The organism is Serratia nevei, assembly GCF_024160145.1.
GTDB classification, from domain to species: Bacteria; Pseudomonadota; Gammaproteobacteria; order Enterobacterales; family Enterobacteriaceae; genus Serratia; species Serratia nevei_A.
Window position 1 is genome coordinate 73,613 of the sequence record NZ_JAMYWQ010000011.1, and the last position, 17,008, is coordinate 90,620.

Sequence of the window (17,008 nt, forward strand, 5' to 3'; positions counted from 1 at the left end):
GCATGCCGGCACTGAGCCGCCATTTTACCGGATCGGCGGCCGCGTTTCATATCGCTCGCCGCCGCTTGCGGACAAGGTTATTTTTTCAGGCCGCTGAACTCCGTTTTGGCCTTCTGCAGCTGAGCGGCAAAGGTGGGCTCAGCATGCAATCGGGCGACGATGGCCGAGGCGACCAGGCGCGCGGCGGTCACATCGCTTTGCCAGTGATAGCCGCAGATCACGCGGCTTTGCCCCATCTCATAGCCACGCTGCAGTATCGCCCCCTGATTGGCAGGATTGATCTCTGCCAGCACCAGCGCAGTCGCCCAACCAATGGTGGTATGGCCCGAAGGGTAGGAACCGTTCTTCGCTAACGTGCCCTCATCATCCGGACGGCAGGTGTGCTCCTGATAAAAAGCGAACGGCCGAATGCGCATGTAGTGATTCTTGGCGCTGCGGGTAGCCAGATCGCCGGCATCTTCACGCATTTTCATCACCAGTTTGAACAGCTCCGGCGTTTTATCCGGTGTAATTTCCGTACCGAATGCGCCTGAAAAAGCGGCGGCGACGCCGTCTCCCGTGACCTGGGCGTCGTTATAAGCCTGTTTGCCCCGTTCGGTATTACGCAATAATTTTCCTGCATCATACTGCGCCTTATCATTCATAAAATCGATACTGTCCATGGCAGGCGGCGGCGGTAATAACGCCAGGCTGTCTATCGCCTGCGATTCTTGCAGAAAATAAACCTCCGGTTGAGTGGTCACATCTTTGGCGGCGAAACAAAACGTTGTCAGTGCAGCGTAGCTTAATGAGGCGAGCAATATTTTTTTCATTATCATTCCCTAATTAAAATCAGTGAGCGACGGCGAGTTCCTCAACGCAAACAAATAAAAAATCGTGCCGTTAAACTATAAGTTAATGATTATTTTTCGCCGCAAGCGCGATCACACAACGCCGCTTCCACTTTATGACCGGTTTTGCCCGGCGCTAGGGTACGGGGTTTACAATCAATACAAAAAAGTACAAACTGGACTTTAAATCCAAATTCATCTCTGGAGCCGGTATGAACTCCCTCTTCGATGCCATTGTTTCCGCCCATCAGCAGCTGCGTCCTCAGGTGCGGGTCACGCCATTGGAACGCAGCGTGCTGCTTTCTCAGCAGCTGGGCTGCGAGCTGTATCTGAAATGCGACCATCTGCAGCACACCGGCTCCTTTAAGTTTCGCGGCGCCAGCAACAAGCTGCGCTTGCTGGATAACGAGCAACGCCAACGCGGCGTGATCGCTGCCTCAACCGGCAACCACGGCCAGGCGGTTGCCCTGGCGGGGCAGCTGATGGGCGTTGGCGTTACGGTTTATGCGCCAGAGACGGCGGCGAGCATCAAGCTCGACACCATCCGCGCGCTGGGCGGCACCGTGGAATTGGTGCCGGGCGATGCGCTGAACGCCGAACTGGCGGGAGAACAGGCCGCACGCGAACAGGGGAAAACCTATATCTCGCCGTATAACGACGAGCAGGTCATCGCCGGCCAGGGCACCTGCGGCATGGAGCTGGTTGAACAGCTCACCGATCTGGACGCCGTGTTCGTGGCGGTGGGCGGCGGTGGCTATATCGCCGGTATCGGCACCGTTCTGCGGCAACTGTCGCCGAACACGCAGCTTATCGCCTGCTGGCCGGAAAACGCCACCAGCATGTACAGCGCGCTGGAAGCGGGCCATATCTTCCCGGTGGAAGAGCAAGAAACCCTGTCTGACGGCACCGCCGGCGGCGTCGAGCCGGGTGCCGTGACCTTCCCGCTGTGCCAACAGCTGATCGACCGCAAAGTGCTGGTCAGCGAGACGGCGATCAAGCACGCGATGCGCCGGATCGCCGCCAGCGATCGATGGATTATCGAAGGCGCGGCCGGCGTGGCGCTGGCGGCGGCGATCAAGCTGGCGCCGGAATTTCAGGGGAAAAAAGTGGCGGTGGTGCTGTGCGGTAAAAATATCGTGCTGGAGAAATACCTTAAGGCCGTCGCCGATGCACATCCTTAACCGGCAGCAAATTCTCGCCGCGTTCGACGCCGAGACCATTACGCCGCTGCTGAAGCGGGGTTTTATCGCCTATTCGCAGCGGCGGGTGCAACAGCCGCCGGTACAGCACTTCCTGTTCGAACAAGCCGCCGGCGATTGCTGCATCAAATCCGCCTGGCTGGAAGGCGACGAACTGTTCGTGGTCAAGGTGTCCGCCGGTTTCTATCGCAACGCCGAACGCGGCCTGGCCAGCAATCAGGGGATGATGATGGCGTTCTGGGGTTCTTCGCCGGAACCCTCGATAATTTTGTCACGTTTGTCACTTATCATTCGAGTTAATGCACTTTTTTAGTGTGGCCAGTTCCTATGCTAATAGTCCATATTGTTCAGCCACCACACAACAGCAATGAATAGATGAATGTGACTGTCGCCGGTAATTTTCTTCAGGCACACAACGTGCTGAGAAACAAATCACATTTGAGGAAATATATATGAGCGACATTACAGTTACAGCCAACCCAATTCCAACTAATGATGCTGGCGGTATTACCGGCGCCCCTTTTAACCAACACGACCCTCAGCCGAGTGCTCTGCAGGAAAATGAGGATCAATATTATAACGGTGACACTTACCTGCCTGGTACAGATGATTTGGATGAGGCTGTTTTTGACAACCTCTTCTTCCATGAGGGCAGTATTACTCATATGTATATGGACACGACAGGGCATGTCACGATCGGTATCGGTACTATGCTACCAAATGTACAAGCTGCTCAGGCTGTGCCTTTTATTTCTGCAGGTAATTCATCCACGCCACAACAAATTGAAGCTGAGTATAATCGCGTGGTCGCTATTGGTTCAGGTTATACAGCACAACATTATCAACAGGGGGCTACAATGGGGATTTCCCCTAATACTGTCCGTAGCCTTGCTCAATCTCACGTAAATGATGACCGTAATTATTTGCGTGGGATGTATCCTGAATTCGATAGCTTCCCGCTCTCTGTAAAAGTTGCACTGCATGATATCATTTATACTGTGGGTCCAACTCGATTAAGAAATGGATTCCCTAGTTTTAACAATGCTATCAACAGCAAGAACTGGACGGAAGCGGCTAAAGAATCGAACCGAAAAGACGTAGGCGCGGGTCGAAACCGAAATACGCGTCGTCAGTTATTGACCGGTAACCAGTAATGCAAAATGCGCCCATACATGGGCGCATTTTTCTTATGGATCAATAAGTTTAATTGTTTTAAATCCAGATCCTTCTTTCTTTAAATAATAAATCTTTGTATTGTTATATGTTCCTTCTGACAACGTGTTTGTTAATTTGAAGAGATAAATTTTATCCCCATCTTTATGCCAAGAACCAATCGGACTAATATAGTAAAATGTGTTTTTGTTGTCTTTGTATACAAAGACACCTTTGGTCTCTTCTAAATAAACAAGAGATGGGTCTATGTCAATAAGAGTGGTAGCTTCGTGAATCACTTTCTTCACACTTTGCTTTTCATCATCACTTATAGCAAGCATAAAGTCAGCTGGAAGATATTTAGGTAACTCATCTTTTTTAATGCCTTTGATGCCGGTATCATCTGTAATAATGTCTTTGATGCCGATTTCTTTATTTACTATACATTCAACCAATGCGCTTTTTACGGCAGAGTAGTTGGACGATGGAGTGTCATTTTCAAAAGATAATGAACTATTGTATTTCTCATAGAAATCCTCGCATGACCTCGGGGTTAATATTTTCCCCGTGGCGTTTTTGAATTTTAAGTTGGCCTGAATGGACTTGTCATTGAAGAAATTATCATCAAGCGTATTCATGCTGCGAATACCTTCCGCACACACATTGCCTATTGATAACGCCATAGCCACACCAAAAAACACTTTATAAAGCATGCCCCCTCCTTTTTCGAAAAAATCTACTCATATAAATACCGTGACTTCTACTAATAACCCAGCCTACATTGGACAGAGAATATCCTCATTCGCTCATAATTCTAACTCTGCAACCAACTGCTCTATATCAATTGTGCTTTTGTCCCCCTGGAACGACCCTGTACACGATCCTGTGTAAATGCCTTTTCTCAGTAGTGGCCATCCAGGCGGTCACCGAACTCGATAATAAAACGGCTCATTGCCATACGCCAGTCCCTCAGCGGCATCGTCCATTTCTGTGACGCCGCCTGGATTGCCAACCACACCACCTTTTTCACTGCGTCGTCCGTCGGGAACACCTTACGCTTTTTGATGGCGTGCCGGATCACGCTGTTCAGCGACTCGATGGCATTCGTTGTGTAGATCACCTTACGGATGTCTGTCGGGTAAGCGAAGAACGTCGCCAGGTTGGTCCAGTTTGCCTGCCAGCTCCGGCTTATCTGCGGGTAGCGGCTGTCCCATGCGCTGGCGAACGCTTCCAGCGCCTGCTGGCCTGCTTCTTCCGTGGGGGCCTGATAGATGGCTTTCAGGTCGCGGGTGACGGCTTTGTAGTCCTTCCAGGAGACGAACCGCAGGCTGTTGCGCACCATATGCACGATGCACAGCTGAATGCGGGCTTCCGGATACACCGTGTTGATGGCGTCCGGGAAGTCTTTCAGGCCGTCGACACAGGCGATGAGGATATCGTTCAGCCCCCGGTTTTTGAGTTCGGTCAGCACATTGAGCCAGAACTTCGCGCCCTCGGTTTCGGCCAGCCACATACCCAGCAGTTCTTTCTGGCCTTCGATGTTGATACCCAGCGCCAGGAACACGGATTTATTGATGACGCGACTGTCCTGCCGGACCTTCAGGACGATACAGTCAAGATAAACAATGGGATAAACCGCATCCAGTGGACGATTTTGCCATTCGGTAACCTGTTCCATCACGGCGTCGGTAACCTTCGAGACCAGCGCCGGTGAGACATCTGCGTCATACAGTTCTTTGAACGCAGCCGCTATCTCGCGGGTGGTCATCCCTTTGGCGTACAACGATAAAATCTGGTTATCCATCCCGGTGATCCGGGTCTGGTTTCTCTTCACCAGTTGCGGTTCGAAAGAGCCATCACGATCGCGCGGCGTACGCAGCTCCAGCGGGCCATCGCCGGTGGTAACGGTCTTTGTGGAATAGCCGTTGCGGGAGTTGGCACCCGGTTTAGACTGATTTTTATCGTAGCCCAGATGGTGGGACATTTCGGCATTGAGAGCAGCCTCGACGCTGATTTTCTTCAGCAGGCGATCAAACTGGCTGAGATCCTCAGGGGTTTTGAGATTTTTGGCCAGTTCGTTAGCCAGAGCCTGTAACTGTTTTTCGTCCATAAATTAACCTGTTTTTGATGTTGGATTGAACATATCAAAATCAGGCAATTACACAAATCTATGTACAGGCTCATTTGTAGAAGAGACAGGCCGCAGCGCCCCATTTTATCAGCCGTTGAGCACGAACTTCTCGATGGCGCGCGCCACGCCGTCTTCGGTATTGGTGCTGGTGACAAACTGCGCCACCGCTTTCAGCTCGGGAATGGCATTGCCCATCGCCACGCCAACGCCGGCATACTCGATCATCGCCGTATCGTTGGCCTGATCCCCCAGCGTCATGATATTTTCCCGCGCCACGCCGAGATGTTCGGCCAGCATTCTCACCCCGGTGCCCTTATCGACGTTCTTATGCAGGATTTCGAGGAAGTAAGGCGCGCTTTTCAGGATGGTGTAGCGCTCGCGCGTTTCCGCCGGGATGCGTGCGATAGCGCTGTCCAGCAGCGCCGGCTCGTCGATCATCATCACTTTTGGGAAACGCATCTGGCGATCCATCTCCTCCACGCTGCGGTACTTCAACGGAATACCGGTCATTTCCGCCTCGTGTATGGTGTATTTGCCAATGTCCTTGTTCGGGGTATACAGGGTGTCGAAATCAAACGCCTGGTAGTGAACGCCGAACTCGCGCGCCATCTGTTCGAAGTGCAGGTAGTCCTCAAAACCCAGGGTTTCCTGCAGAATGCAGGCGCCGTCGGCCGCACGCAGCACCAGCGCGCCGTTGTAGGTTATGCAAAAATCGCCGGGGCCCTGAATGTCCAGCTGGCGCAGATAGTCCTGCACGCCGACATAGGGCCGCCCGGTGGCCAGCACCACGTGCACCCCTTTGCGCCGTGCCGCCGCGATAGCCTGCTTTACCGCCGGCGTAATTTGGTGCTGTGGATCCAGCAACGTGCCGTCCATGTCGATCGCAATCAGTTCAATAGCCATTCAACGCTTCTCCCAGTGGTTTTTGCCCATGCTAACGCGTTTCAGCCTCGGCTGTCAGCGCTAAAAAAGGCGTAAAAAAATCCGCGCGGGTCGCCCGGCGCGGATTTTTACAGCCATTAACGCATCAGATATCGATGTTCGCCGCTTTCAGGGCGTTTTCTTCGATAAAGGCGCGGCGCGGTTCAACCGCATCGCCCATCAGCGTGGTGAACAGCTGATCGGCGGCGATGGCGTCCTTGACGGTCACGCGCAGCATGCGGCGGCTTTCCGGATCCATGGTGGTTTCCCACAGCTGCTCCGGGTTCATCTCGCCCAGACCTTTATAACGCTGCACCGACAGGCCGCGACGCGACTCTTTCACCAGCCACTCCAGCGCCTGCTCGAAGCTGTCTACCGGCTGACGACGTTCACCGCGCTCGATGAACGCACCGTCTTCGATCAGCCCGCGCAGCTTCTCGCCCAGCTGGCAGATCTTGCGGTATTCGCCGCCGTGGATGAAGTCAAAGTCCAGCTTGTAGTCGGTATCCACGCCGTGGGTGCGGATGCGCAGCGCCGGCTCGAACATCTGGCGTTCGCGGTTCTCGAAGATCACGAAGTCATAGCTGCTGCCGTGCTGCTCTTTGTCGTTCAGCGCCTGCACCAGCGAAGCGATCCAGGTTTTCACCTTGGCTTCATCGCTGAGATCGCCTTCGTTCAGCGTCGGCTGATAGATCAGGCTGTTCAGCAGCGCACGCGGGTAGCGGCGCTCCATGCGGCCGATCAGCTTCTGCACGCCATAGTGCTCGGCCACCAGTTTTTCCAGCTGCTCACCGCCGAGCGCCGGTGCGCTGGCATTGGTGTGCAGCGTAGCGCCGTCCATCGCGATGGCGATCTGGTACTGATCCATCGCCTCATCATCCTTGATGTACTGCTCCTGCTTGCCTTTCTTCACCTTGTACAGCGGCGGCTGTGCGATAAACACGTGGCCACGCTCGATGATTTCCGGCATCTGGCGGTAGAAGAAGGTCAACAGCAGCGTACGAATGTGCGAACCGTCGACGTCGGCATCGGTCATGATGATGATGCTGTGGTAACGCAGCTTGTCCGGGCTGTACTCGTCGCGGCCGATGCCACAACCCAGCGCGGTGATCAGCGTCGCCACTTCCTGCGAAGAGAGCATTTTGTCGAAGCGCGCTTTCTCGACGTTGAGGATTTTCCCTTTCAGCGGCAAGATAGCCTGGTTCTTGCGGTTGCGCCCCTGCTTGGCAGAGCCGCCCGCGGAGTCCCCTTCCACCAGGTACAGTTCGGACAGCGCCGGATCGCGTTCCTGGCAGTCCGCCAGCTTGCCCGGCAGGCCAGCCAGATCCAGCGCGCCTTTGCGGCGGGTCATCTCACGCGCTTTACGCGCCGCTTCGCGCGCGCGCGCCGCGTCGATGATTTTGCCGACCACGATTTTCGCGTCGCCCGGATTTTCCATCAGGTAATCCACCAGCTTCTCGTTCATCAGCGTTTCAACCGCGGTTTTCACCTCGGAAGAGACCAGCTTGTCCTTGGTCTGAGAAGAGAACTTCGGATCCGGCACCTTCACCGACACCACGGCGATCAGGCCTTCACGCGCGTCATCGCCGGTGGCGCTGACCTTGGCCTTCTTGCTGTAGCCTTCCTTCTCCATGTAGCTGTTCAGCGTACGGGTCATCGCGGTGCGGAAACCGACCAGGTGCGTGCCGCCGTCGCGCTGCGGAATGTTGTTGGTGAAGCAGTAGATGTTTTCCTGGAAACCGTCGTTCCACTGCAGCGCCACTTCCACGCCGATATCGTCTTTCACGGTCGAGAAGTAGAACACGTTCGGGTGGATCGGGGTTTTGTTCTTGTTCAGGTACTCGACAAACGCCTTGATGCCGCCTTCGTAATGGAAGTGGTCTTCACGGTCGGTGCGCTTGTCCTTCAGGCGGATAGACACGCCGGAGTTGAGGAAGGACAGCTCGCGCAGACGCTTGGCCAGAATGTCGTACTCGAATTCGGTCACATTGGTGAAGGTCTGGTGGCTCGGCCAGAAGCGCACCATGGTGCCGGTCTGTTCGGTTTCACCCACCACGGACAGCGGCGCCTGCGGCTCGCCGTGGCTGTAAGTCTGTTCGTGCACTTTGCCTTCGCGGCGGATCACCAGCTCCAGTTTCTCCGACAGGGCGTTAACCACCGAGACGCCCACGCCGTGCAGGCCGCCGGAAACCTTATAGGAGTTGTCGTCGAATTTACCGCCGGCGTGCAGCACGGTCATGATGACCTCTGCGGCTGAAACCCCTTCTTCAGGGTGAATGCCGGTCGGAATGCCGCGGCCGTCATCCTGTACCGAGACCGAGTTGTCGGCATGGATGGTGACCTGAATGTCACTACAGTGGCCCGCGAGCGCTTCGTCGATAGCGTTGTCCACAACCTCGAATACCATGTGGTGCAGACCGGTGCCGTCATCGGTGTCGCCGATATACATGCCCGGGCGCTTGCGCACCGCATCCAGCCCTTTTAATACCTTGATACTTGAGGAGTCATAAGAATTCGACATCAACGTTTCTCGCTCATTTTAGTCCTGTGGTTGAACCTCTATTTTACCCTGTTCCACGCGGAACATCTTGCCCTTTTCACCGGCCATGTCGGTCACTTGTTCAGCGCTGACCGCGCTGACAAAGACCTGGGCCTGGGTGGCTTTCAGGCGATCGGCCAGCAACCGGCGACGGCCGGTGTCCAGCTCGGAGGCAAAATCATCAATCAGATACAGGCAACGCCGCCCGCTCTGCCGGGTGAGAAACTCACCCTGCGCCAAGCGCAACGCGCACATCAGCAGCTTGAGCTGACCGCGCGATAACAAATCCTCTACCGGCGTGCCGTCGGCACGAATGCGGAAGTCCGCTTTATGCGGCCCCACCGCGGTATAGGTCAATGCCCTGTCGCGCTCGAACTGGCGCTCCAGCAGCTCGCCGTAGTCGCTCTCTTTGTCCCAGCCGCGCTGGAAGGAGAAGCTCAGGGCGAATTCAGGCAGAAACTGCGCGCAGGTCGCGGTGATATCCGCGGCGATCGCGTCGCTGTATTCCGCCCGCCACTCGCTGATGCGCTCCGCGAGCGGGATCAGTTCCTGATCCCAGGCGCGGATCTGCGCATAGCGACTCACCTGGCGCAGCGCGGCATTGCGCTGCTTCAGTAACCGTTTCAGGTTGCTCCAGGCGGTGAAAAAACCGGGTTCGTTATGAAAACAGCCCCAGTCCAGGAAAGCGCGCCGGAATTTCGGCCCGCCGTTTAGCAGGGTAAAACCTTCGGGGGTGATCAGCTGCATGGGCAGTAGCTGCGCCAGTTCGGCCACCTTGTGACCATCGCTGCCATCGATGCGTACCTTGCTGTCACCCTGACGGCTCTTACTCAATCCTACCGACAGCTCGCGCTCCGCGCCTTCGATGCGGCCGTGCAACACGAACTCCGGCTGATCGTGGCGAATCACCCGGCCGGCCTGCAGGCTGCGAAAGGCGCGGCCGTGGCCGAGCGTATACACCGCTTCCAGCACGCTGGTCTTGCCGCTGCCGTTGGCGCCGACCAGGAAGTTGAATCCCGGTGCCAGCGCCAAATCCGCCGCCTCGATATTGCGGAAATCTTTAATCAATAAACGCGTCAGAGCCATGCAATCTCTTTACCGATGACGGTGCTGTAATTCAAGGTAACGAGACTACAACCGCATTGGCATAACAACGTAGGCCGCCGCCTGGCTGGCGCCGTCTTCGATCTGCACGCTGGAGACCGAGTCGGTCAACAGCAGGCGCACGTCTTCACACTTGAGCGCGTTCAGCACGTCCAGCACGTAGCTGACGTTGAAGCCGATCTCCATCTCCGCGCCGTCGTAGCTGACGTCGAGGATCTCTTCCGCCTCTTCCTGCTCGGGGTTGTTGGCGGTGATCTTCAGCTGGTTCTGGCTGACGTACAGCCGCACGCCGCGGAATTTCTCGTTCGAGAGAATGGCCGCGCGGGCAAACGCCTGCTTGAGCAGATCGCAGCCGGCTTCCAGCGTTTTATCCGGGTTCTTCGGCAACACGCGGCGATAGTCCGGGAAACGGCCGTCAACCAGCTTGGAGGTGAAGATGAAATCGCCGACGTGGGCGCGGATGTTGTTGCTGCCGATCTGCAGCTGCAGCAGCGAATCGCCGCCGTCCAGCAGACGCACCAGCTCCATCACCCCTTTACGCGGCACGATCACCGAATGCGACGGCAGCTGTTGGCCGATCGGCATCGAGCACACCGCCAGGCGGTGGCCGTCGGTCGCGACGGTACGCAGCTCTTCGCCTTCGGTTTCAAACAGCATGCCGTTCAGGTAGTAGCGCACGTCCTGATGAGCCATCGAGAACTGGGTGGCTTCGATCAGGCGCTTCAGCGTCGCCTGCGGCAAAGTGAACTCCACCTCGCTCTGCCAGTCGTCCAGGTTCGGGAAGTCCGCCGCTGGCAGCGTGGACAGCGAGAAGCGGCTGCGGCCGGACCGCACCAGCATGCGTTCGCTCTCCAGCGTGACGGCGATCTCCGCCCCTTCCGGCAGGCCACGGCAGATATCAAAGAATTTGCGCGCGGGCACGGTAGTCGCGCCCGGCTCGTGCGGTTGGGACAGGGCGACGCGCGCCACCATCTCCATCTCCAGATCGGTGCCAGTCAGCAGCAGGGAGCCTTCCGTCACCTGCAGCAGCAGGTTGCCCAGGATCGGCAAGGTCGGGCGGCCGCCCAGCGGGCTGCTCACCTGTTGCAGCGGTTTTAGCAGATGCTCACGTTCAACGATAAATTTCATAGCGCTATGAAGATAATGTTCTGATTAAATTGGAGAAATCTTCTTTGATGTCGTGACTTTCCTCACGCAGCTGCTCTATCTTCCGGCAGGCGTGCAACACCGTGGTATGGTCGCGGCCACCAAACGCATCGCCGATTTCCGGCAGGCTGTGGTTGGTGAGTTCCTTCGCCAGCGCCATCGCCATCTGGCGCGGGCGGGCAACGGATCGCGAACGCCGCTTGGACAGCAAATCCGCGACTTTAATCTTGTAATACTCCGCCACCGTCTTTTGGATATTGTCGATGGTGACCAGCTTTTCCTGCAGCGCCAGCAAATCGCGCAGCGCTTCGCGCACGAAATCGATGGTGATGGCCCGGCCGGTAAAGTTGGCGTTGGCGATCACGCGGTTCAGCGCCCCTTCGAGCTCACGCACGTTGGAACGCAGGCGCTTGGCGATGAAGAACGCCACTTCGCCCGGCAGGCGAATGTCGTTCTCGTCGGCCTTTTTCATCAGGATCGCCACGCGGGTTTCCAGCTCCGGCGGCTCTATAGCCACCGTCAGCCCCCAACCGAAGCGGGACTTCAGACGATCCTCCACCCCGTTGATCTCTTTAGGGTAGCGATCCGAAGTCAGAATGATCTGCTGATTGCCTTCCAACAGGGCGTTAAAGGTATGGAAGAACTCTTCCTGCGAACGCTCCTTGTTGGCGAAAAATTGGATGTCATCGATCAGCAAGGCGTCGACCGAGCGGTAGTAGCGCTTAAACTCTTCGATGGCATTGTTCTGCAACGCTTTGACCATGTCCTGCACGAAGCGTTCCGAGTGCATGTAGACCACTTTGGCGTTGGCCTTGCGCGCCATGATGCCGTTGCCGACCGCGTGCAGCAGGTGAGTTTTACCCAGGCCGGTGCCGCCATACAGGAACAAAGGGTTATAGGCGCCGCCCGGATTGTCCGCCACCTGACGAGCCGCCGCGCGCGCCAGCTGGTTGGACTTACCCTCGACGAAGTTGTCGAAGGTGTGTTTAGGGTTGACGTTGGAGCGGTAAGAGAGCTCGGGTTGCGCCGCCGCGTTGTCCCAGCTCGGGCGCGAAGGCGCGGCCGTGCGCGCCGCCGGGGCTGCGGGGGCGCTGCTGACGCTGGCGGTCACGGTCTGGCTGATCGCCTGCGTGATCGGCTTGCTGCCGACTTCAAAACGCAGCAAAGGCGCGTCCGTGCCGCAGAAATCATTCAGCAGACCATTGATGTTGTTTAAGTACTTATCGCGAACCCAATCCAGCACAAAACGGTTAGGCGCATACAGCGCCAGGGTGTTGTCACTCAGTTCCGCCTGCAATGGGCGAATCCACATACTAAATTCTGTGGCAGGTAACTCATCCTGCAATCGGGCAAGACACTGCTGCCAAAGCGAAAGTGACACGGCGGACTCCACTCGAACAAGATCAATAAAGAAAAGAAACGGGCAACTTTTTTATAACTCATGATTTTTGACACATACCCGGCATCGGCGGTTTGCCTGTGGGGGATGCGAACCGCCTTTCACGGTTTGTGTCCCTCACGATCCCGGTATGAGGGATCGCGATCGGAATGACGGATCATAGCGCAATCCGCGCAAGAGATCCTCCCCTTCCTCACAGATTAGATCCATTTTATCCACAGGCCGCGGCCGGCGGCGATCTTTTCACCGCCGGCGCCGGATGACCGTGCAGATCCCGGCCGTTGCGCCGCGTTTTTTACATTGTCAACCGGTTATACCCTGTTATCCACGCCGGATCCTGCGATCGCACGCAAAGGATCTCACGGGGATCCTTGCGATTTCACCCCGAGTCCGTATAATCTTCGCCCTACGTGTGATACCTGGTTCCTTATGGTGCGTCATTAGCCAGACAGGATTCTGCGGTGACCACGGGCCAAGACCGGATTTTGTTCCGTTATTGGCAGACAACCAGGTAGGCTGGCGCGATGCGAATTGACTCAGGACTGTACAATTATTACAATCCCGCTTCTTTATGTATTGCGATTGAGGCGTCGGTCATCTTCACGCCGAGTAGCCAAACGCGTTTACTGATCAGTAATTATTTTAAGTTTAGGTAGAAATCGCTATGAAACGCACTTTCCAACCGTCCGTATTGAAGCGCAACCGTAGCCACGGTTTCCGTGCTCGTATGGCCACCAAAAATGGTCGTCAAGTTCTGGCCCGCCGTCGTGCGAAAGGCCGTGCTCGTCTGACTGTTTCTAAGTAATAAAGCTAACCCGCTGAGTGGTTAAGCTCGCTTTTCCCAGGGAGTTACGTTTGTTAACTCCCACTCATTTCACTTTCGTCTTCCAGCAGCCACAACGGGCTGGCACGCCGCAAATCACCATCCTCGGCCGCCTGAACCAGCTGGGGCATCCCCGCATCGGTCTTACCGTCGCCAAAAAACACGTCAAACGCGCGCACGAGCGTAATCGGATCAAACGCCTAACCCGCGAAAGCTTCCGCCTGCGCCAGCACGAATTACCGGCGATGGATTTTGTCGTAGTGGCCAAAAAGGGGATAGCGGATTTGGATAACCGCGCGCTGACGGAAGCTTTGGATAAATTATGGCGTCGCCACTGTCGCCAGGCTCCCGCATCCTGATCGGGCTGGTGCGGGCCTATCAGCTCGTCATCAGTCCGCTGCTAGGGCCTCGTTGTCGCTTCCAGCCGACATGCTCTCATTACGCAATTGAGGCATTAAGCAGGTTTGGCATGATAAAAGGCAGTTGGTTAGCATTGAAACGCGTATTAAAATGCCACCCTTTGAACCCAGGTGGCGATGATCCGGTGCCGCCAAAAACCGACGATAACAGAGAACACTAACGATGGATTCGCAACGCAATCTTCTCCTCATCGCTCTGCTGTTCGTGTCTTTCATGATCTGGCAGGCATGGCAAACGGACAACGCTCCGCAGCCGGCCGCACAGACCACGCAACAGACTTCGAACGCAGTAGCCGGTGATGCCGCCAGCCAGGCCGTGCCAGCCAGTGGTCAGGGTAAGCTGATTACCGTGAACACCGACGTGCTGTCGCTGACCATCAACACCCGTGGTGGCGATATCGAGCAGGCTAAACTGTTGGCCTACCCGGATACTCTGGGTTCATCGACTCCGTTCCAACTGCTGGAAACCACTCCTTCGTTCGTCTATCAGGCGCAAAGCGGCCTGACCGGTAAAAACGGCCCGGACAACCCGGCCAACGGCGAACGCCCGCTGTATCAGGCGGCACAGGACAGCTACACCCTGCCGGAAGGCCAGGACGAGCTGCGCATCCCGCTGACCTACACCGATAAAGACGGCGCGGTCTACACCAAGACCTTCGTGCTCAAACGCGATCACTATGCGGTCGGCGTGGATTACAGCATCGACAACAAAGGTGCGACGCCGCTGGAGCTGACCCTGTTCGGCCAGCTGAAGCAGACCACCGAATTGCCTAAGCACCGCGACACCGGCAGCAGCAACTTCGCGCTGCATACCTTCCGCGGCGCGGCGTACTCGTCCAGCGAGGACAAGTACCAGAAATACGCATTCGACAAAGACGAAAACCTGAACGTCACCACCAAAGACGGTTGGGTCGCCATGCTGCAACAGTACTTCGCCACCGCGTGGGTACCGGCGACCAAGGGTGACAACACCTTCTACACCGCCAAACCGGGCGACAACCTGTCCACCATCGGCTTCAAATCTACGCCGGTCGTGGTGCAGCCGGGCGCTCAGCAGCAGCTGAACGCGACCCTGTGGGTCGGCCCGGAGCTGCAGGATCAGATGGCCCAGCTGGCGCCACACCTGGACCTGACCGTGGATTACGGTTGGCTGTGGTTTATCTCCCAGCCGCTGTTCAAACTGCTGAAGTTCATCCACGGCTTTATCGGTAACTGGGGCTTCTCCATCATCATCATCACCTTCATCGTGCGCGGCATCATGTACCCGCTGACCAAGGCGCAGTACACCTCGATGGCGAAAATGCGCATGCTGCAGCCGAAGCTGCAGGCGATGCGCGAGCGCATCGGCGATGACAAACAGCGCATGAGCCAAGAGATGATGGCGCTGTACAAGGCGGAGAAAGTGAACCCGCTCGGCGGCTGCCTGCCGCTGATCATTCAGATGCCGATCTTCCTGGCGCTGTACTACATGCTGATGGGGTCGGTCGAGCTGCGCCACGCGCCGTTCGCCCTGTGGATCCATGACCTGTCGGCGCAAGACCCGTACTACATCCTGCCAATCCTGATGGGCGTGACGATGTTCTTCATTCAGAAGATGTCGCCGACCACCGTGACTGACCCGATGCAGCAGAAAATCATGACCTTCATGCCGGTGATCTTCACCGTGTTCTTCCTGTGGTTCCCGTCCGGTCTGGTGCTGTACTACATCGTCAGTAACCTGGTGACCATCCTGCAGCAGCAGCTGATTTACCGTGGTCTGGAAAAACGCGGTCTGCACAGCCGCGACAAGAAAAAAAGCTAAGCGTATTGTAGGGGTTCGGCGCGCCGACCCTTGCAGTCACACCAAAGGCGGTCATTAGACCGCCTTTTTGCATCTTAATCGTCAGAGAGAACCGTTATGAGCACCACCGATACCATCGTAGCCCAAGCCACCCCGCCGGGACGCGGCGGCGTCGGCATTCTGCGCATTTCCGGAAGCCAGGCCAAAGACGTCGCCCAGGCGTTGCTCGGCAAGCTGCCGAAGCCGCGCTACGCTGACTATCTGCCGTTCCGCGACGCCACGGGCGCCACCCTCGATCAGGGTATCGCGCTGTGGTTCCCGGGGCCGAACTCCTTTACCGGCGAAGACGTGCTGGAACTACAGGGCCACGGCGGGCCGGTGATCCTCGATCTGCTGCTCAAGCGCGTGCTGGCGCTGCCCGACGTGCGCATCGCACGGCCCGGCGAGTTCTCCGAACGCGCGTTCCTCAACGACAAACTCGATCTGGCGCAGGCCGAAGCGATTGCCGATCTGATCGACGCCAGCTCCGAGCAGGCGGCGCGTTCGGCGATGAACTCGCTGCAGGGCGCCTTCTCCACCCGCATCCACCAGCTCGTGGAAGCGCTCACTCACCTACGAATCTATGTGGAAGCGGCGATCGACTTCCCGGACGAGGAAATCGACTTCCTGTCCGACGGTAAAATCGAGGCGCAGCTCAACGACGTGATGGCGGATCTGGACAGCGTGCGCGGCGAAGCGCGCCAGGGCAGCCTGCTGCGCGAAGGGATGAAGGTAGTGATCGCCGGGCGCCCCAACGCCGGTAAATCCAGCCTGCTCAATGCGTTGGCCGGGCGTGAGGCAGCGATCGTCACCGATATCGCTGGCACCACCCGCGACGTCTTGCGCGAACATATCCATATCGACGGCATGCCGCTGCACATCATCGACACCGCCGGCCTGCGCGACGCCAGCGACGAAGTTGAGCGTATCGGCATCGAACGTGCCTGGAACGAGATCGAACAGGCGGACAGAGTGCTGTTTATGGTGGACGGCACCACCACAACCGCCACCGAGCCGGCGGAGATCTGGCCGGAGTTTATGGCGCGCCTGCCGGGTACGCTACCGATCACCGTGGTGCGCAACAAAGCCGACATCACCGGTGAGACGCTGGGCCTGACGGAAGTGAACAACCACTCACTTATTCGCCTGTCGGCCCGCACCGGCGAAGGCGTCGATGTGCTGCGCGATCATCTGAAACAGAGCATGGGCTTCACCAGCAACATGGAAGGCGGCTTCCTGGCGCGCCGTCGCCACCTGCAGGCGCTGGAACTGGCGGCGCAGCACCTGGTGCAGGGTAAAGAACAGTTAGTGAGCGCTTACGCGGGCGAGCTGCTGGCCGAGGAGCTGCGCCAGGCGCAGCTGGCCTTGAGCGAAATCACCGGCGAATTCACCTCCGACGACCTGCTGGGCCGCATCTTCTCCAGCTTCTGTATCGGGAAATAACGCCGCCAGGCGCCTTCACGGCCGGGACAAGCCCTTGTTCCGGCCGTTTTTCTTTCCCGCGCTCGCGCTGCGCGCCAGCTCAC

15 protein-coding genes and 1 pseudogene are annotated in these 17,008 nt (G+C 57.0%); 8 read left to right on the forward strand and 8 right to left on the reverse strand.

Annotated elements, in window-relative coordinates:
- Window positions 1-77: 77 nt before the first annotated feature.
- Window positions 78-812, reverse strand: a complete 735-nt coding sequence (locus tag M6G53_RS10370; protein WP_253331056.1) for an acid phosphatase — start codon at window positions 810-812, stop codon at window positions 78-80.
- Window positions 813-1,042: 230 nt separating this feature from the next.
- Between M6G53_RS10370 and M6G53_RS10375 the strand changes: the two genes are divergently transcribed.
- The 3 genes and pseudogenes from M6G53_RS10375 to M6G53_RS10385 all read left to right on the forward strand — a co-directional run bounded on the left by M6G53_RS10375 (window position 1,043) and on the right by M6G53_RS10385 (window position 3,183).
- Window positions 1,043-2,011: a threonine/serine dehydratase gene (locus M6G53_RS10375; protein WP_253331058.1), complete on the forward strand. Its 969-nt coding sequence runs from the start codon at window positions 1,043-1,045 to the stop codon at window positions 2,009-2,011.
- A pseudogene (locus M6G53_RS10380) lies at window positions 1,998-2,300 on the forward strand (ornithine cyclodeaminase family protein); the annotation flags it as partial. The gene M6G53_RS10375 and the pseudogene M6G53_RS10380, both read left to right, overlap by 14 nt.
- A 181-nt stretch (window positions 2,301-2,481) precedes the next feature.
- Window positions 2,482-3,183, forward strand: coding sequence for a hypothetical protein (locus tag M6G53_RS10385; protein ID WP_154805942.1), 702 nt, complete (start codon window positions 2,482-2,484; stop codon window positions 3,181-3,183).
- A gap of 33 nt (window positions 3,184-3,216) precedes the next feature.
- Here M6G53_RS10385 and M6G53_RS10390 read toward each other — a convergent pair whose 3' ends face one another.
- From M6G53_RS10390 to dnaA, 7 genes are all read right to left on the reverse strand, one after another.
- Window positions 3,217-3,894 carry a hypothetical protein gene (locus M6G53_RS10390; protein WP_253331061.1) on the reverse strand — a complete coding sequence of 226 codons (678 nt, stop codon included), beginning with the start codon at window positions 3,892-3,894 and terminating at the stop codon, window positions 3,217-3,219.
- 188 nt (window positions 3,895-4,082) lie between these two features.
- The gene (locus tag M6G53_RS10395) at window positions 4,083-5,291 is read right to left on the reverse strand and encodes an IS256 family transposase (RefSeq protein ID WP_253331062.1); all 1,209 of its coding nucleotides are present in this window, start codon (window positions 5,289-5,291) and stop codon (window positions 4,083-4,085) included.
- A gap of 108 nt (window positions 5,292-5,399) precedes the next feature.
- The gene (yidA, locus tag M6G53_RS10400) at window positions 5,400-6,215 is read right to left on the reverse strand and encodes a sugar-phosphatase (protein ID WP_253331063.1); all 816 of its coding nucleotides are present in this window, start codon (window positions 6,213-6,215) and stop codon (window positions 5,400-5,402) included.
- Between the two features lie 124 nt (window positions 6,216-6,339).
- Complete coding sequence (gyrB, locus tag M6G53_RS10405; RefSeq protein WP_253331065.1) at window positions 6,340-8,754, reverse strand: DNA topoisomerase (ATP-hydrolyzing) subunit B; 2,415 nt, start codon at window positions 8,752-8,754, stop codon at window positions 6,340-6,342.
- 18 nt (window positions 8,755-8,772) lie between these two features.
- Entirely contained in the window at window positions 8,773-9,858 is a 1,086-nt protein-coding gene (gene recF, locus M6G53_RS10410; RefSeq protein WP_004933895.1) for a DNA replication/repair protein RecF, read from the reverse strand.
- A 45-nt stretch (window positions 9,859-9,903) separates the two neighbouring features.
- Entirely contained in the window at window positions 9,904-11,004 is a 1,101-nt protein-coding gene (gene dnaN, locus M6G53_RS10415; RefSeq protein WP_004933892.1) for a DNA polymerase III subunit beta, read from the reverse strand.
- A gap of 4 nt (window positions 11,005-11,008) precedes the next feature.
- Window positions 11,009-12,403, reverse strand: coding sequence for a chromosomal replication initiator protein DnaA (gene dnaA / locus M6G53_RS10420; RefSeq protein WP_253331067.1), 1,395 nt, complete (start codon window positions 12,401-12,403; stop codon window positions 11,009-11,011).
- Between the two features lie 682 nt (window positions 12,404-13,085).
- On the opposite strand from dnaA, the gene rpmH reads away from it, so the two are divergent.
- From rpmH to mnmE, 5 genes are all read left to right on the forward strand, one after another.
- Complete coding sequence (gene rpmH / locus M6G53_RS10425; RefSeq protein WP_000831330.1) at window positions 13,086-13,226, forward strand: 50S ribosomal protein L34; 141 nt, start codon at window positions 13,086-13,088, stop codon at window positions 13,224-13,226.
- A 17-nt stretch (window positions 13,227-13,243) separates the two neighbouring features.
- Window positions 13,244-13,603 carry a ribonuclease P protein component gene (gene rnpA, locus M6G53_RS10430; protein WP_004933883.1) on the forward strand — a complete coding sequence of 120 codons (360 nt, stop codon included), beginning with the start codon at window positions 13,244-13,246 and terminating at the stop codon, window positions 13,601-13,603.
- A complete protein-coding gene (yidD, locus tag M6G53_RS10435; protein ID WP_004933881.1) occupies window positions 13,567-13,824 on the forward strand; it encodes a membrane protein insertion efficiency factor YidD in 258 nt (85 codons plus the stop codon). Before rnpA ends, yidD begins: the two co-directional genes overlap by 37 nt.
- Window positions 13,825-13,826: 2 nt before the next feature.
- Entirely contained in the window at window positions 13,827-15,464 is a 1,638-nt protein-coding gene (yidC, locus tag M6G53_RS10440) for a membrane protein insertase YidC (RefSeq protein ID WP_253331074.1), read from the forward strand.
- Between the two features lie 96 nt (window positions 15,465-15,560).
- A complete protein-coding gene (gene mnmE / locus M6G53_RS10445; RefSeq protein ID WP_253331078.1) occupies window positions 15,561-16,925 on the forward strand; it encodes a tRNA uridine-5-carboxymethylaminomethyl(34) synthesis GTPase MnmE in 1,365 nt (454 codons plus the stop codon).
- Window positions 16,926-17,008 lie beyond the last annotated feature (83 nt).

What these genes read in the sequence shown, in the direction of transcription:
- M6G53_RS10390 (WP_253331061.1), bottom strand. Translation starts at nt 3,894, where the DNA reads ATGCTTTATAAAGTGTTTTTTGGTGTGGCTATGGCGTTATCAATAGGC.
- yidA (WP_253331063.1), bottom strand. Translation starts at nt 6,215, where the DNA reads ATGGCTATTGAACTGATTGCGATCGACATGGACGGCACGTTGCTGGAT.
- rpmH (WP_000831330.1), top strand. Translation starts at nt 13,086, where the DNA reads ATGAAACGCACTTTCCAACCGTCCGTATTGAAGCGCAACCGTAGCCAC.
- M6G53_RS10385 (WP_154805942.1), top strand. Translation starts at nt 2,482, where the DNA reads ATGAGCGACATTACAGTTACAGCCAACCCAATTCCAACTAATGATGCT.
- yidD (WP_004933881.1), top strand. Translation starts at nt 13,567, where the DNA reads ATGGCGTCGCCACTGTCGCCAGGCTCCCGCATCCTGATCGGGCTGGTG.
- mnmE (WP_253331078.1), top strand. Translation starts at nt 15,561, where the DNA reads ATGAGCACCACCGATACCATCGTAGCCCAAGCCACCCCGCCGGGACGC.
- M6G53_RS10375 (WP_253331058.1), top strand. Translation starts at nt 1,043, where the DNA reads ATGAACTCCCTCTTCGATGCCATTGTTTCCGCCCATCAGCAGCTGCGT.
- M6G53_RS10370 (WP_253331056.1), bottom strand. Translation starts at nt 812, where the DNA reads ATGAAAAAAATATTGCTCGCCTCATTAAGCTACGCTGCACTGACAACG.
- M6G53_RS10395 (WP_253331062.1), bottom strand. Translation starts at nt 5,291, where the DNA reads ATGGACGAAAAACAGTTACAGGCTCTGGCTAACGAACTGGCCAAAAAT.
- gyrB (WP_253331065.1), bottom strand. Translation starts at nt 8,754, where the DNA reads ATGTCGAATTCTTATGACTCCTCAAGTATCAAGGTATTAAAAGGGCTG.
- dnaN (WP_004933892.1), bottom strand. Translation starts at nt 11,004, where the DNA reads ATGAAATTTATCGTTGAACGTGAGCATCTGCTAAAACCGCTGCAACAG.
- recF (WP_004933895.1), bottom strand. Translation starts at nt 9,858, where the DNA reads ATGGCTCTGACGCGTTTATTGATTAAAGATTTCCGCAATATCGAGGCG.
- yidC (WP_253331074.1), top strand. Translation starts at nt 13,827, where the DNA reads ATGGATTCGCAACGCAATCTTCTCCTCATCGCTCTGCTGTTCGTGTCT.